Annotated in this window: 13 protein-coding genes; 5 read left to right on the top strand and 8 right to left on the bottom strand. The window is 64.8% G+C overall.

The genetic code is table 11. The features are described 5' to 3' along the window. Window positions 1–41 precede the first annotated feature (41 nt). The 8 genes from E8E68_RS17510 to E8E68_RS17475 form a co-directional block, all read right to left on the bottom strand. A complete protein-coding gene (locus tag E8E68_RS17510) occupies window positions 42–329 on the bottom strand; it encodes a hypothetical protein (RefSeq protein ID WP_280343170.1) in 288 nt (95 codons plus the stop codon). Between the two features lie 169 nt (window positions 330–498). Further along, on the bottom strand, window positions 499–1,146 hold the full coding sequence (gene alkB, locus E8E68_RS17505; RefSeq protein WP_266029506.1) for a DNA oxidative demethylase AlkB: 648 nt from the start codon (window positions 1,144–1,146) through the stop codon (window positions 499–501). Window positions 1,147–1,332: 186 nt separating this feature from the next. Continuing rightward, window positions 1,333–2,778, bottom strand: a complete 1,446-nt coding sequence (locus E8E68_RS17500) for a curlin (protein ID WP_266029507.1) — start codon at window positions 2,776–2,778, stop codon at window positions 1,333–1,335. 16 nt (window positions 2,779–2,794) lie between these two features. Continuing rightward, window positions 2,795–3,268, bottom strand: a complete 474-nt coding sequence (locus E8E68_RS17495) for a curlin (protein ID WP_266029508.1) — start codon at window positions 3,266–3,268, stop codon at window positions 2,795–2,797. 15 nt (window positions 3,269–3,283) lie between these two features. After that, window positions 3,284–5,515, bottom strand: a complete 2,232-nt coding sequence (locus E8E68_RS17490) for an Ig-like domain-containing protein (protein ID WP_280343166.1) — start codon at window positions 5,513–5,515, stop codon at window positions 3,284–3,286. Window positions 5,516–5,547: 32 nt separating this feature from the next. Further along, complete coding sequence (locus E8E68_RS17485; protein ID WP_266029510.1) at window positions 5,548–6,876, bottom strand: hypothetical protein; 1,329 nt, start codon at window positions 6,874–6,876, stop codon at window positions 5,548–5,550. A gap of 286 nt (window positions 6,877–7,162) precedes the next feature. Beyond that, on the bottom strand, window positions 7,163–9,229 hold the full coding sequence (treS, locus tag E8E68_RS17480; protein ID WP_280343163.1) for a maltose alpha-D-glucosyltransferase: 2,067 nt from the start codon (window positions 9,227–9,229) through the stop codon (window positions 7,163–7,165). Window positions 9,230–9,316: 87 nt separating this feature from the next. Then, window positions 9,317–10,243, bottom strand: a complete 927-nt coding sequence (locus tag E8E68_RS17475; RefSeq protein ID WP_266029512.1) for a LysR substrate-binding domain-containing protein — start codon at window positions 10,241–10,243, stop codon at window positions 9,317–9,319. 141 nt (window positions 10,244–10,384) lie between these two features. On the opposite strand from E8E68_RS17475, the gene gtdA reads away from it, so the two are divergent. The 5 genes from gtdA (at window position 10,385) to E8E68_RS17450 (ending at window position 15,472) form a co-directional block, all read left to right on the top strand. Further along, window positions 10,385–11,440: a gentisate 1,2-dioxygenase gene (gene gtdA / locus E8E68_RS17470; RefSeq protein ID WP_266029515.1), complete on the top strand. Its 1,056-nt coding sequence runs from the start codon at window positions 10,385–10,387 to the stop codon at window positions 11,438–11,440. A 16-nt stretch (window positions 11,441–11,456) separates the two neighbouring features. Beyond that, the gene (locus E8E68_RS17465; protein WP_110742960.1) at window positions 11,457–12,155 is read left to right on the top strand and encodes a fumarylacetoacetate hydrolase family protein; all 699 of its coding nucleotides are present in this window, start codon (window positions 11,457–11,459) and stop codon (window positions 12,153–12,155) included. Between the two features lie 81 nt (window positions 12,156–12,236). Next, window positions 12,237–13,589, top strand: a complete 1,353-nt coding sequence (locus tag E8E68_RS17460; RefSeq protein WP_280343158.1) for an aromatic acid/H+ symport family MFS transporter — start codon at window positions 12,237–12,239, stop codon at window positions 13,587–13,589. 18 nt (window positions 13,590–13,607) lie between these two features. Then, window positions 13,608–14,249 carry a maleylacetoacetate isomerase gene (maiA, locus tag E8E68_RS17455; RefSeq protein ID WP_280343155.1) on the top strand — a complete coding sequence of 214 codons (642 nt, stop codon included), beginning with the start codon at window positions 13,608–13,610 and terminating at the stop codon, window positions 14,247–14,249. 29 nt (window positions 14,250–14,278) lie between these two features. Then, window positions 14,279–15,472 carry a 3-hydroxybenzoate 6-monooxygenase gene (locus tag E8E68_RS17450; protein WP_266029521.1) on the top strand — a complete coding sequence of 398 codons (1,194 nt, stop codon included), beginning with the start codon at window positions 14,279–14,281 and terminating at the stop codon, window positions 15,470–15,472. Window positions 15,473–15,482 lie beyond the last annotated feature (10 nt).

Here is a 15,482-nt window from a genome sequence, read left to right as displayed (position 1 = left end):
GCGCGCAGCCGGTTCAGCCGGGATGGTGGCCGTTGATCGGCTTACTGCAGCTCCAGCAGCAGGTTCAGGCCGCCGTCGCCACATTTGCCTTTGTCGCGGACTACACCGTGGTAGCTGCGCCCATCCCACATGAACGCCATGCTGTGGGCACGGTCGACTTTGTCGGGCAACGGCGGACAGATATGCAGGCGCAGTGCCGGCCGGCCTTGCAGGTTGAGCGGGGCAAGCTGGCACTGGCATTCGACGCTCTGCGCCACCGGGCCGAACAAGGTGTCGCGGACGTAATCGAGTTGCAACGAGGCATTGGGTGCACGGCCGGGCATCTTCATCAGTGCGGGGCTCCGTTGCGACGGTTCGACAGACTGGGCGGATTGGGCATGGCTGGCTCCAGGCAGAGTAAGGCGCGGCTTATCATTTGAAGCTTGCCTGGCGAAGATGTTCAACGTGTTTCATCAGCGGTCATCGTATTTGCGCCGAGCGGCACATGACCGGCCTTGTTCAGGGCCCGGCCTTGCGCAAGGTCAGGTTGATGCGCCGTTCGCCCAGTCGCGGATGCACGCCTGGCTTGATCGGTAGCACGCCGTGGAAGCGCAAGCGGTCTTCGCCACCCCACACCAGTACATCGCCGTGGCTGAGTGGTACGCGTCGGGTCTTGTCGGCGCGCTGCAGCCCGCCGAGCAGGAACACCGCCGGCAGGCCCAGCGACACCGAAACGATGGGCTGGCCAAAGTCCTGCTCGTCGCGGTCCTGGTGCAGGCTCAGACGGGTACCGGGCAGGTAATGGTTGACCAGGCAGGCGTCCGGGACGAAGCCATCGAACCCCGCCAAAGCAGCGGCACGGGCGGCCAGACTGAGCAAAACCTGGGGCAGGGCGGGCCAGGGTTGGCCGCTGAGCGGGTCGCTGGCGCTGTAGCGATAGCCCTGTTCGTCACTGACCCAGCCCAGTGCGCCGCAGTTGGTCAGGCCTACCGCCATGCGCAAGCCTCCCGGGGTGTGCATGTGGCGCAATGGGGCGGCGCGCAGCACCGGGCGCAGGGCGTCGAGCACCGGCTCGATTTCGGCCAGGGCGAACCCCGGCAGCAGCACCGTGTGGCTGGCCAGGCGTTGCGGCTGATGGCCGAACAGGTCGAGGTCGGACTGGATCATGGGCAGGGCATCGGTTCAGGTAGGCCAATTGTAATGCGCTTTTCGCGGCTGGCCTATTTGCGGGATCAGCGACAATTACATCACGTTCGCAGCACGGGTTGCTTCAACAGGCCGTCGTTTGTCGAGCCCCAGAAAAAGGAACCGCGGCACCAGGGAGAGGAGCACCGCGGTTCAAGGGGGAAAGGTTTACTTCTGGGTCACAGTGGCCATGTTCGCGCTGCCCAGCTGGGTGATAGTGGCGGTTTGCGCGATACCGCTCTGGTCGACGAACGCCTTGTTGCCCTGACCTCCCTGGGTCACGTAAGCGACGTTGATGCTGTCAGTCTGCTTGATGGTGGCTTCGTTGCCGCTACCGTACAGCTGGTTGGTATAGCTCTGGTTGCTGTAGCCCGACTGGTCGAGGTTGATCGCGTTACCGGTGCCCTGGCTATTGCCGTAGGCATAGTTATCGGTGCCGCGCTGGTCAGCGATCAGGATGTTGTCGGTACCGTTCTGCTCGAAGTACAGCTCGTTGTTGCTGTCGGCCTGCTTGGTCTGCATCTGGTTGCCGGTACCTTTCTGGTTCAGCGTGGCCACATGGTTTTCACCGTTCTGGGTCAGGTTCACGCCGTTGCCGTTGCCGTTCTGGTTGATGGTGGCGGTCTGGTTGGTACCGAACTGGCCACCCATCTTGGCGCCTTTCCAGTTGCTGGCGGTGATGGTGTTGCCATTGCCCTTGGTGTTGATGGTCAGGTTGAGGTTCTCACCATTCTGGTAGGTGTAGTGCAGGTTGTTGTTGCCGGTCTGGGTAATGGTGGTGTTCGAATTGTTGGTCTCGAACTGGTCCGACCAGCTGGCGTTGGCGCGGCCTTGTTGCGAAAGGCTGACCTTGTTGTCGGTACCGAAGCTCTGGTCGATGTAGCCCTCGTTGAGCTGCCCTGATTGGATGACCGAGGCCTGGCTGCCAAGCTGGTTGTCCTGCCACACTTCGACCGAGTTGCCAGTCCCGTACTGGCCAATACCGATGGTGCCGCCGGTGCCGTCGCGCTGGTCGCCGTAGGCCCAGTTTTCGCGGCCATCCTGGTACACCTGGATATCGCCATCGATGTAGTTGAGGTGCTCTGCCGCCGCGTAGTTGTCCTGGCCGGTCTGGTTGACGGTGCTGCGGTTATTGGTACCGCCGAATGTCTGCTCGACGAAGGCTTCGTTACGTTGGCCGGATTGCCAGGTGGTGGCTTTGCTGCCTTCCTGGCTGTCCTGCCACACGGTCGAGCGGTTCTCGGCGCCTTGCTGGGTTTGCAGGGCCTCGTTGCTGGTGCCCAACGACTGGCTGGCGAAGGCATCGTTGTAGTTACCGCTGGCCTGCTGGGTTATCTGGCTGCCGTTTTCGAACAGCTGCTCGGCGTACCCAGCGTTGTACGAGCCATTGGCACTTTGCTGGATGTCGCTGGTGCTCTCGGATTGCACCGCGAGGTGGTTATGGCCTTTACCTGTCTGGTTCTGGGTGGCTGAAGCAAAGGGGGCAGCGGTCTGGCTGACCTCGGCGATGTTTTCCTTGCCGTCCTGGGTCTGTGACGAGGTGCTGTCAGCAGCCATGGCCTGGCCTGCCAAGGCCAGGACGATAGCGGCACTTAAGGGAGCGAGCTTGTACATGGTGGTGCCTCCAGGTCTATCGGAATTGGGTGATCTGAACATGCTGGCCATTGCCGGCCTGGGTCACGGAGCTGTTGAGGCCCGAGCCGGACTGCACGATGCTGGCGCTGTTGTCGTTGCCGATCTGCTCGATGGCAGCGCTGTTGCTGCTGCCGCTCTGGCGGATCGACGCGCTGTTGCCATTGCCCTGCTGGCTGATGCTGGCCATCAGGTCACTACCTTCTTGCAGGATGTAGGCTTCCTGCGCACCGCCGGCCTGGACGATACGGCCCAGCAAGGCCTGGCCGTTCTGGTCGAGGGCGGCGCGGTTGCCCGATCCTTGCTGCTCGATCACCGCGGCCTGGCCAGCGCCGACCGGCAGCAGGCGGATGATCAGCGGTTCGCCGAGGTCGTTGCCGGGTGCAAGGTCGGCATTGTCCATCAGGTCGTCGGCCCAACTGGCCTGGCCCACCAGGGCCAGGCTGAGCAGCACTGGATACAAGCGTTTCATCGCGTTACCCCGCCGTTACTGCACGACCACGTTGACGGTGCGGGTGGTCCCCGTGCTGGTGGTGATGGTCGCCGTCGGCGCGGCGGTCGGGATTATCGTGGTGCTGTTACTGACCGCCAGGCGCCAGCGGCCGGTGACCGGGACGGTGGTGGTGCCCAGGGTCTGCACGCCGGTGGTGGTGGTGACCCGCACGGTGACGACGTTGCCGGTAGTCACCGATGAGGTGCCACTGATGTCCCAGTTGTAACGGTTGTTGGAGCGCGCCGTGACCGTGGCTGCCGTGACTGTGAAGGTTTCCGCGGCAGGCCGTGGCGACACGTTGACGGTGACCGTACCCGGCGTCGACAGCGCGCCGAGCGAGTCGCGTACCTGGTAGGTAAACGTGGTGCTGAAGGCAGTGGTCACGGTGGCTGGAGGGGTGTAGGTCACGGTGGCGCCGTCGGTACTGACCGTGCCACGGCCGGCGGCTGGCTGGGTTACGGCCGCCACGGCCAACGGCAGGTTGCCTTCCGGGTCGGTATCGTTGGCCAGCACATTGATGGTCAGTGGTACGCCCAGGGTAGCGACGGTCTCCGGGTTGGCGGTGGGTGCCTGGTTAGGCGCAACGTTGATGGTGACCGTGGCCGGTGTCGACTTCAGGCCTTTGGCATCCATCGCCTGGTAGCTGAAGGTGGCTACCAGCGGTTGCGTGGCGCCGGGTGGCGGTGTGTAGGTGATCGATGTGGTGCCGTTGAGCACCACCCCGCCCAGGCCAGTGCCTGGTTGGGTGAGGTCGCTGATGGTCAACGGTACGTTACCGTCCGGGTCGCTGTCGTTCTGCAGCAGGTTCAGGGTAATCGGTACTCCGACACTGGTGCTGCCGATATCGGCCTGGGCCAGCGGTGGCTGGTTGGCAGCCTCGACCGGTGCGTTGCCGACCACGATCACCGGCTCGACATCGCTACCGCCGCGTGCGGACTTGACTGTGACGGTGGCCGGTGGCTGCGCCACGTCGTTGACGGTCAGGCTTTGCAGCGTGCCCGACTTGGACATGCGGCCATAGCCTTGGGCAAGCAGGTCCGGGATCGCCACTTCATCGCTGGAACTGGCCTCGATCAGCAGGCGCTTGTTGGCCCAGTCGTAGCGTGCGGTGCTGACCTTGACCACGTCGGTGAGCTTGCTCGACAGCGCGGTCGGCTGGGTGCCGCCGGCCGTGTTGCTGGCGGTGACCACAACCACCGTTGGCGGTGCGTCGGTACTGGGTTGCTGGTGGAAGAACAGCCCGTTGTTGTCGGCGGTCAGGGTGAATTGGCAGGGCGAAGGTGGGGTGCCGACCAAGGCGATACCGTTGCGCATGCACAGGCTGGCCTCTTTGGGGGCCTTGGCGAACACTTCGGTACGCGTACCGGTTGCGTTGCGCGAGTAGGTGGCACGTTCCAGGGATACCGGCGTTTGCGCGCGCTGGTCCAGCACTTTGCCCGAGACTGTGAACAGTGCTGTCTCGATCCGCCCGGGAGGGCCGTCGATGCGGATGAAGTTGGTGTTGAACGGGCTGCCGACCACGGCTTCAGGGCGGTTCGGGTCACCGATGAAGGTTTCGCTGGCACCAGTGTCGGGGTTGACTTCGGTGTAGGGCCCGCCCACGCCGCGCAGCCATGGCCCCAGGGCGCCGTTGAGGGCCCCGGTGAAGTTGCCGGGAGCGCCGATGCCGACGTCGCGGGTGATGTTGATCGCACGCCGCCCGGGCGTGGCGACGTTGACCGTCTCCACACCATAGGGGTGGGTGATCGTGTAGACGCCTGCAGCCGGTACCGAGACCCGGATCCGTATGCGCGCGAAGCTCTGTTGGTCGCCGTCTACCGGGTTTTCGGCGGCGAAGGCCGCTTCCAGGCCGGCGACGTAGGCATCGAGCTCGTAGCCACTGTTGCCGACGGCGGGGATGGTAGCTTCGGCCAGGAACCAGAACATCTCCGGCGGCCAGTTGTCGGGGAACACCAGGGGCAGCGCGTCATCGTAGATGCCGGGTTCGGGCAGCAGGGTGCACATGTAGGACGGGGCAGCCGGAGTGCCCGGCACCCGGGTGCTGGTGGCGCGTGACTGGCACAGCTCCAAGGACTGGTCCAGGCCGTCCTTGTACCACATCGGGTAGCCACCGGTGGCGAAGGTGTAGGGCCCCGGGTCGACATCAGACAGCGCGGCAAACGCGGCGCTGGTAACGGTGAGGGAGAAACCGGCGGCCAACAGCGCACGGCGCGACCAAGTGTTCATGCTGCCTCCTTGAAGGCTGAGCCTTTGTCTGTTCATGGCACCAGCACCACGTCTTCGGTGTCGCTACCACCGTTGGCGCTGGTGACTTGCACCTTGGCCGGCGGAATGGGCGAGAGGGTCGTGCTCAACGTCTTCACCGCGCCGCTGCCGCCCAGGTTGCCGATCAACGTGCCGTTGCCGGTATGAGCGGTGAGGACCGGTGGGGTGGTTTCGTCACTGGTGCTGGCGACCAGGGTCAGTTCGCCGGTGGACAGGCGGTACTGGGCCTGGGTGATGGTGACCAGGTCGGTCAGCGGCAGGTTGCTGGTGGTCAGGCTGCTGGTGGGGATGGCCACGCTGTTGTCGGCAGTCAGCGTGACGAGGGTGCCAGCGGCGGGGTTAAGCGCCGACTGGGCGTACCAGGCGCCGGTCCCGTTGGCCTCGGTGAGGTTGAGGTTGGGTGTCTGGCTGGTCAGGGTGACGCTGGCGGGCGGCGGCGGGGCCATCACGAAGATATCCTGCTGGGCGCGCAGGTCGCCGTCCTCGCTGTGCCGTGAATACGTACTGCGCTGTGGCATCAGCGGGGTCGGCAGGGCGACGGTCGAGAGCTTGCCCGAGATCGAGAACAGCTCGGTGCGCAGGTCGATGCCACCCGGGCCTTCGATGCGTACATAGTTGGTGTTGAACGGGCTGCCTGTGACCCTTTCTTCCAGGTTCGGGTCTCCAATGAAGCGCTCGCTGCCTTCGGTGTAGGGGCCATTGACACTGCGCAGGAACGGCCCGACGTCACCCTTGAGGGCGCCGGTGAAGTCGCCGGCGCCGGCGATGCCGATGTCGCGGGTCATGTTGATTGCCCGGCGTCCGGCGGCGGGAACGTCAAATACCTCGACGCCGTACGGGTGGGTGATGACGTAGGTACCGGCGGTCGGCACATCTACCCGGATGCGTACCCGGGCGAAGCTGACCTGGTCGCCTTCGACCGGTTCCTCGGCGGCAAATGCCGCTTCGATCGCCGTGCCATAGCTGAGGTCGATACCGCGGGTGGCATCGACAATGGCGGCGTCGGCAGTGAACCAGAACGCTTCGTCCGGGAAGTTGGTGGGGAACACGATGGGTTGGGTATCGTCGAACACGCCGGGGGTGGGCAACAGTGTGCACATGTACGACGGGGCGCCGGGTGCGCCGGCTACACGTGAGCTGACCGCTTTGGTCAGGCACAGGTCGAGGGTACGACCGTGACTGTCCTGGTACCAGGCGGGAAAGCCACCGTTGGCGGGGACATAGGCGCCTGGATCGACAGCATTCAAGGCAGCCTGCGCCGGGAGCTGGAGCATGCCGGCGAAAATCGCCACTGCCAGCGGGTGGGGTATCGGTCGGTGCATGAGTCAATTCCTCCTGCAAACGGGCCCATGGACTTGGGGCGTCTGGGAGGTAGTCGGCAAGAGCTGTGCCAAAACCTGATAATTGCGTTGCAGGCCTTGTAGAACGGGGCGTGCGGTTTTTCGGCAGGGCTGCCGCCCGCGTGTTGCCGGTGGGCAGCGTTCCCCAAGGTTGGGGGATTGGGGCAGCCATTTCCAACCCGGTCAGGGCCAGGGCGCCTGCAAGGCTTCATCGCTTGGGCAGGCAGTGGCAGGCTGCTCCCACACCGTGGAGCAGCCTTACCGACAGTCAGACATGGCCGCTGCTGTTGACGATGCGCAGGCACAGCGCTTCGTACGGGTCCAGGTTCACCATCAGCCGGCCATCTTCGGTCAGGTCGCCCTCGACCGTCTCGTTGATCATGTCCACCACCGGGCCCGGCGTGAATCCGGTCAGATGCAGCTCCTCGGCGATCACGTCCTGGCCAAAGTTCAGGGCGCTGATCTGGATGCCGCGCCCCGCCGGCAGCTCATGCACCATGACCAGCAAACCTGGGCTGCTCACGTCGGGCACCAGTACCTGGCGGCTGGTGGCGATGCCATAGGCCTGGCGTACCGCGAGCAGCTTCTTGACCTTGCTGGCGAACGAATCGGCGTGCTCCAGCTGGTTATCGAGGCTGCCATACAGCGCCCGGGCGCGGGGCATGCCGCGCACCGATGTCTCGGCCTGCGGGTCCAGCCCGGCCAGGTCGTAGCCACCGCGGTGAATCCAGCGGGTATCGCCGTCCAGCATGCGCTCGGCCACGGCTTCGGCCGGCAAGGGCAGGGCGCCGACCATGTCCCAGCCAGACAGCGCGACCACCCCGGGCTGCATGGCGTTGTACATGACCAGCAGCAGGTGCACCTTCTGGATCAGCTCGATGTCCGCTGCGCCAATCTGTTCCAGGTCGCGAATACCCAATGCCGCCGCAACCAGGCTGGCGGTGGTGCAGGCGATGCCGTTGGTGACGAAGCGCAGGTTGTACGGAGCATGCTCGCCCGACAGCCGTTCGTAGATTTCTTCGCGGATATGTTCCCGCAGAATGCTGCCTGGCAGGGTCTGGCCCTTGTACAGGTACATGTCGTGAGCATGCAGGGTCCAGAAATGCACCAGCTCCACGGTCAGCTCGTCGTGGTTCTGCAGGGCATGGATCAGCGAGGCCGGGTCAATGCCGAAGGCGTGCATTTCCTTGAGCATCAGGCGCAGGAACTCGGTGTCGCCGGTCAGCAATGCATGCTGGTAGGCCGGCCGGGTGATGAAGTCGTAGGACAGGTCGGCACCGCCCTTGGACATCTGGGCGATGTCGTCGAGGGTCAGGTTCAGCTCCTGGAAACTGAAGCCACCGGCCTTGCGGATCATGCCGCCGAGCAACTGGTTGCCGACGATCGACAGCGGGTGGCTTTCCGACCAGGCGGTACCGCTGGCGCGGGTTTCCACGCCGAGAAAGCCGTTGGCGTCCAGGCGCAGGCCGCGTGCGCCCAGGCAGTCCAGCGCGTGCAGGGCGTCGCCAATGATCATCTGCTGGGCGGCAAAGGTCGGGTCCAGCCAATTCAGCGATGGCTGGCCTTCCTTGAAGTAGTGCAGGTACACCCAGCGCCGGGTCTTGCCGTCGACACCGGTGATGGGTGGTGTGGCGCTCCAGTCGGTTTCCTTCACCCCAGGCTCGAAGAAAATCACCCGCTGCAGTTGGCCGACGATGTAATGGCGGGCCTTGAGTTCGTCGCACTGGGCGGGCAGCAGGTTGACGGCATCACGGCCTGCCGGCACTTCCGGCAGCAGCGGCCAGTCTTCCTCGCGAATTTCGACCATGTGGTACAGCCCCGGGTAGGGCGCGTGGGCCATCTCGGCCAGGCGGAAGTCGGCGCCTTTGCCGGTGTGTGAGGGGATCAGGTCGTCGATGGTCACGGCATTGTGCGCGGCGGCCATGCGGCTCATCTGGATCAGCTCCGGCTCGCTGCCGTAAAGCGGGTCGATGTCGAAGCTGATACGGTCGAAGTTGCCGTCCACGCTGGGGGTAAGCTCGCGGCCGCGAATGCCGCCGGACAGCTTGATCGGGCCGGTGTGCAGGCCCTGCACGCCGATTTCCGACAGGCGCTTCCACAGTGCTTCGTGGGCCAGGGCGCCAAGGACTGAGCAGCCCTCAGGGGCGATGATGGCGTCGGGGTAGACGGTGAGCCAGACGGAGGCGATTTCCGTGGCTCGGCGGGGCTGGGCTTCGGCATAGGGTTGTTGCCACAGTCGCGACTGGCCTGAGTACAGGCTGGCCCGGTCTTGGGAGGCCTTGAGCATGGCGCGGTCTTCGAGCCATTTGACGTACGACGGGTCGGGCTGGGTCATTTCGCGTCCTCTTTGCGTGTCGGCACCGGCTCAGGTTATGACGGCGTCGCGGCCTGAACGTTCGGCCCGCGCAGAAACCAGCACCGGTCAAGGCTTGCGAATGGGGCTGCGGGCCGCTTCGCGCAGGCTCTCCAGCAAATCCAGCACTGCCCCTTCGATATGCGGTTCATCACGCCAGCACATACCGATCGAGCCTTCGGCCTCGAGCTCGAAATCCAGCTGGCGCAACAACCCGCGCCCATGGAAATGCTCGGCCACCCGCCCGGACGCCACCGACAGCATGTCGCTGTTCTGCATCAACCACAAATTGGCCATCAGCGACGACGATTCGATGCGGCACGGCAACGGCTTGCGCCCGGCGTTGCTCAGGGCCGTGTCCAGTCGGTTGCGGATCGGCGTGGCAGGCGGCCACAACAGCCAATCGTACTCATACAGGTCATCCCAGCTCAGGCCCTTGCGCGCGGCCAGCGGGTGGTCGGGGCGGGCGACTACCTGCATGGGTTCGCGAAACAGCATCTCGCTATGCAGGGCCTGGCTGGGCTGGTAGTTGTCGACCCGCCCGACCACCACATCCAGTTGGCCCAGTTGCAGGCGTTCGAGCAGCACGTTCATCGTGCTTTCCTGCAGCGATACCTGCGCTTTCGGGTGTTTTTCCAGGAAGTAAAGGATGGCGTCAGGCACCAGGCTTGGCGCCGAAGCCGGTGAGGTGCCTATCGCCACGTTGGGCGCGCTGCCTTCGCGCAAGGCATCCAGATTGCTTTGTGCGCGCTCCATCTCGCTGAGTATGCGCCGCGCATGGTTGACCAGCAGGGTACCTTCGGCGGTCGGCCGCAGGCCCCGCGCATGGCGCTCGAACAGTAGGGCGCCGGCATCTTCCTCCAACTCCTTGAGGAACTTCGACAGCCCAGGCTGGGTGGTGTAGGCCTGCCGAGCGGTGTCGCTGAGGTTACCGGTTTCGGCCAGTGTCACCAGCAGTTGCAGGTGCCTTGGGCGCAGGCGGCGGGTCCAGTGCATGGCGTGCCTCTCATCATCTTTTTGGTATGGATGCATATGAAAATATCATTTTTTTTGTATGCCTGGCGGGCGTTTAATCGATCGCACAACGGGGCGCTGCCACTGCCAATCGCCCCTTCCCAGCCCACCGAAGGTGAAGCGATGAATAACAACGACAACATCGGCACGGCCCGCGCCGACTTCTATCAACGCATCGACAGCCAGGCGCTGTTCCCCCTGTGGGAACAGCTGCACAACCTGGTACCGCCGCAGCCCACCACCACCTGCGTGCCGGCGCTGTGGCGCTTCAGTGAAGTGCGCCCGTACCTGATGGAGGCCGGTCAGCTGATCAGCGCCGAAGAGGCGGTGCGCCGGGTGCTGGTGCTGGAAAACCCGGGTATTCGCGGCCAGGCCTCGATCACCCCCAGCCTGTATGCCGGGCTGCAGCTGATCCTGCCGGGCGAGATTGCCCCCAGCCACCGCCACAGCCAGTCGGCGCTGCGTTTCGTGGTCGAAGGCAAGGGCGCCTACACCGCAGTGGACGGCGAGCGCACCACCATGCACCCGGGCGACTTCATCATCACCCCGTCCTGGACCTGGCATGACCACGGCAACCCCAGCGAAACCGAAGGCGGCGAGCCGGTGATCTGGCTCGACGGCCTGGACATCCCCACCGTGCGCTTCTATGGCGCCGGTTTCGCCGAGAACTACCCGCAGGCCGTGCAGCCGGTCAGTCGCCCGGACGGCAACAGCCTGGCCCGCTACGGCGCCAACATGCTGCCGCTGCGCCATGAGGTGCAGGGCGCTACCTCACCGATTTTCAGCTACCCGTATACGCGTACCCGCGAAGCGCTGGCCACGCTCGAGCAGCAGGGCGAGGTGGATGCCTGGGATGGCGTGAAGCTGCGGTATGTCAACCCGGCCACTGGCGGCTGGGCCATGCCCACCATCGGTACCTGCATGCAGCTGCTGCCACGCGGGTTCGTCGGCAAGACTGCCCGCTGCACCGATGCCACCGTGTACTCGGTGGTCGAGGGACGGGGGCGCGCCATCATCGGTGGGCAGACCTTCCATTTCGAGCCCAAGGACACCTTCGTCGTGCCGAGCTGGGTAACGCTGAGCCTGCAGGCGGACGACGCGTGTGTGCTGTTCAGCTATTCCGATCGGCCGGTGCAGGAAGCCCTCGGGCTGCTGCGCGAAGCCCGCGAACATCATTGATCCAAGGAGCCCTGCCATGACTTACCTGTTTGCACCTGCCGCCACCACCAGCCTGCCGATCGCCGGCAGCGACCAGCGCTTTCCTGTACGCCGCGTTTACTGCGTGGGCCGCAACTACGCTGCCCACGCTCGTGAAATGGGCTTTGACCCGGACCGCGAGCCGCCGTTCTTCTTCTGCAAGCCGGCCGATGCCGTGGTACCCACGGCCGACGGCCAGACCCTGGAGCTGCCATACCCGGCACAAACCAGCAATTACCACTACGAAATCGAACTGGTCGCAGCCATCGGTAAAGGCGGGCGCGACATCGCGCCCGAGCAAGCCAACGAACACGTGTTCGGTTATGCAGTGGGCCTGGACATGACCCGCCGCGACCTGCAGATGAAGATGCGCGAAATGGGCCGCCCATGGGAGATCGGCAAGGCATTCGACGCCTCAGCACCCATCGGGCCGCTTCACCCGGCCAGCCAGGTTGGCCATCCGGCGCAGGCCGGCATCTGGCTGCAGGTCGAAGGCCAGGACCGCCAGCGTAGCGACATCGACAAGCTGATCTGGTCGGTGCCGGAAACCATCGCCTACCTGTCGCGCTTCTTCGAGCTGCAGCCGGGTGATCTGATCATGACCGGTACCCCCGAAGGCGTGGGCCCGGTGATCGCTGGCGAGCTGATGGTGGGTGGCGTCGAAGGCCTGGGCGAAATCTGCGTTCGCGTCGTCTGATTGCCGTGGGCCAGCGCAGCTGGCCTTTCATCCCGGTTCAACACGTGGCCTGCGCCTGGCGCCGGCCCGGAGGTTTCGCTCATGTCTTCCACCGATAAAAACAACACCGTGGATGTACAAGCCTTCATCGATAGCCAGCCGGTGACGCGCTTTCAGTGGCGGGTCTTGCTGCTGTGTTTTCTGGTCACCGCCATCGATGGCCTGGACACGGCCGCCATCGGCTTCATTGCCCCGGCGCTGCGCGAACACTGGCAAATCGGCGCCCCCGAGCTTGGGCCGGTGCTGGGTGCAGCACTGGTCGGGCTGATGCTGGGAGCGTTCATGGCCGGGCCTTTGGCCGACCGCTTTGGCCGCAAGCGCGTGCTGGTGCTGTCGGTGGCCTGCTTCGGCGTCTTCAGCCTGGCTGCCGCATTCGCCCAGGACCTGCACAGCCTTGCACTGTTGCGCCTGCTTACCGGGCTGGGCCTGGGCGGGGCGATACCCAACGCCATTACCCTGACCTCCGAATACTGCCCGCAACGCCGACGCTCATTGATGGTGACCGGCATGTTCTGCGGCTTCACCCTCGGGTCAGCCCTGGGCGGGGTGGTCGCTGCGCAGTTGTTGCCAGTCTTCGGCTGGCGCAGTGTGCTGGCCCTGGGAGGGGTGCTGCCGCTGGCGTTGCTGCCGGTATTGTGGTTTGCGCTGCCCGAGTCCGTGCGTTTTCTGGCGCGCCGTAATCCGGCCGATAGCAAGGCGCTTGCCATTGTGCGGCGCATTGGTGTGTTGCCCGTGGGCTGCCAGGGCCTGCGCATCGATGACGCGGTAGAAGGCCATTCGCCGGTGCGGCAGATTCTTGCCGCGCCGTTGCGCCGCGGCACCCTGGCGCTTTGGCTGGCGTTTTTCATGAGCCTGCTGATCATCTACGGCATGACCAACTGGCTGCCGTTGCTGGTGCGTGACACCGGCCTGAGCCTGAGCCAGGCGGCGCTGATCAGCGCGCTGTTCCAGGTCGGTGGCACCGTTGGCGCATTGTGCCTGGGGGCGGCCATGGACCGCTTCGAGCCACATAACGTGCTGATGCTGGCCTTGCTCGGCGGCGCGGCGTGCCTGTTCGCCATTGGTCAGTGCCATGGCGACTACGTACTGCTGGGGCTGAGCGTGGCCGGCATGGGCTTTTGCATCAGCGGTTCGCAGGTCGGTGCCAATGCCCTGGCTGCAGCGTTCTACCCCACCAGCAGCCGCGCCACGGGTGTGAGCTGGGCACACGGGGTAGGGCGAATCGGCTCGGTGTGCGGCACCTTCGGCGGTGCATTGCTGATGGATGCCGGGCTGTCCTTCGAGCTGCTGTTCAGCGTGCTCATGCTGCCTGCGGTACTGGCCGCTGCGGCGATCTTCCTGAAGGGCGTGCGACCTGCCCCTGCGTTGCACGCCAACACCCACCTCATGCCCTGAACCCGCAGGAATACTGCCATGCATCTCTACAGCTTTTTCAACAGTTCCACCTCCTACCGTGTGCGCATTGCCCTGGCCCTGAAAGGCCTGAAAGTGGCTTACCACGGCGTCAACCTGCGTGCCGGAGAACAACGCCAGGCGCCGCACCGTGCGCTCAGCCCCCTGGGTGGCGTGCCGGTGCTGGTGGATAACGATGGCGTCACCCTGACCCAGTCGCTGGCAATCATCGACTACCTCGACGCGCGCTATCCGCAGGCGCCGTTGCTGCCCGGCGACCCCTTGCTGCGTGCCCGGGTGCTGGAGGTGGCGCAACTGATCGCATCCGACATCCACCCGCTCAACAACCTGCGCGTGCTTGGTTACCTGCAAGGTGTGCTGAACGTAGGGCCTGAGGAAAAGGACCGGTGGTACGCGCACTGGGTGGCCGAGGGGCTTGGCGCTCTCGAAGCCCTCCTGCAACGCCATGGCCAAGGCCCCTACTGCTTCGGTGCACAGCCGACCCTGGCCGACTGCTGCCTGGTGCCGCAAGTGGCGAACGCTGAACGCATGGGCTGTGACCTGCACGCTTACCCGCGAGTGATGGCGGTATACGACCACTGCCAGGCGCAACCAGCCTTCCAGCGTGCTGCGCCCGGCCGCCAAGCTGATTTCATCCAATAAGAACCGCAGCCTGTACGGAGACCCCAACCATGACTGCCCAACAACAAAAAATCATCATCGTCGGCGGGGGCATCGGTGGCCTTGCTGCCGCCCAGGCCCTGACTGCCCAAGGTATCCAGGTGCTGCTGCTGGAACAGGCCGAGCACATCGGTGAAATCGGCGCCGGTATCCAGCTGGGCCCTAACGCCTATGCCGCGCTGGATGCGCTGGGCGTCGGTGATGCTGCGCGCAATCGCTCGGTGTTTACCGACCACCTGATCATGATGGACGCCATCGATGCCCATGAGGTGGGGCGGGTTGAAGTCGGCGAGCGTTTTCGCCAGCGTTTCGGCAACCCGTATGGTGTGATTCATCGTGCCGACATTCACCTGTCGATCCTTGAAGCCGTGCAGCAGAACCCGCTGATCCGTTTCCAAACCTCGACGCTTATCGTTGGCATGGAGATGGACGACCATGGTGTGACCCTGACCGACAGCAAGGGCAACCGCTACCAGGCCGACGCGGTGATTGGCTGTGACGGGGTAAAGTCAGTGATCCGCGAACGCATGGTTGGCGACCCGGCGAGGGTCACCGGGCATGTGGTGTACCGCGCCGTGGTGGATGTGCAGAACATGCCCGAAGATCTGCGCGTCAACGCGCCAATGCTGTGGGCCGGCCCGCGCTGCCACCTGGTGCACTACCCACTGCGCGGCGGCCAGCAGTACAACCTCGTGGTGACTTTCCATAGCCGTAACGAGGAGCAGTGGGGTGTGACCGACGGCAGCAAGGAAGAGGTACTGTCCTATTTCGAGGGCATTCACCCGCGGCCCCGGCAGATGCTCGACCGGCCAACCTCCTGGCGCCGCTGGGCCACCGCCGACCGCGACCCGGTGGAGCAGTGGGGAGAAGGGCGGGCGACCCTGCTGGGCGATGCTGCTCACCCGATGACCCAGTACCTGGCCCAGGGGGCGTGCATGGCGTTGGAGGACGCCGTGGTGCTAGGGGAGGCGGTGAAGGCCTGTGAGCATGACTTGCAGGCGGCGTTCCGCCTGTACGAATCGATCCGCATCCCCCGTACCGCACGGGTGCTGTGGTCGGCGCGGGAAATGGGGCGGCTTTACCATGCCAAGGGTGTCGAGCGGCTGGTGCGCAACCAGCTGTGGGCAGGCCGTTCGCAGGAGCAGTTCTACGATGCCGTGCAGTGGTTGTATGGCTGGAACATCGATACCTGCCTGAAACGCTGATGACAGGCCC

This window comes from Pseudomonas sp. BN607 (genome assembly GCF_029871175.1).
Taxonomy (GTDB): Bacteria; Pseudomonadota; Gammaproteobacteria; order Pseudomonadales; family Pseudomonadaceae; genus Aquipseudomonas.
The sequence above is the reverse complement of the archived record's forward strand: the minus strand, read 5'-3'. Positions and strand labels throughout refer to the sequence as shown.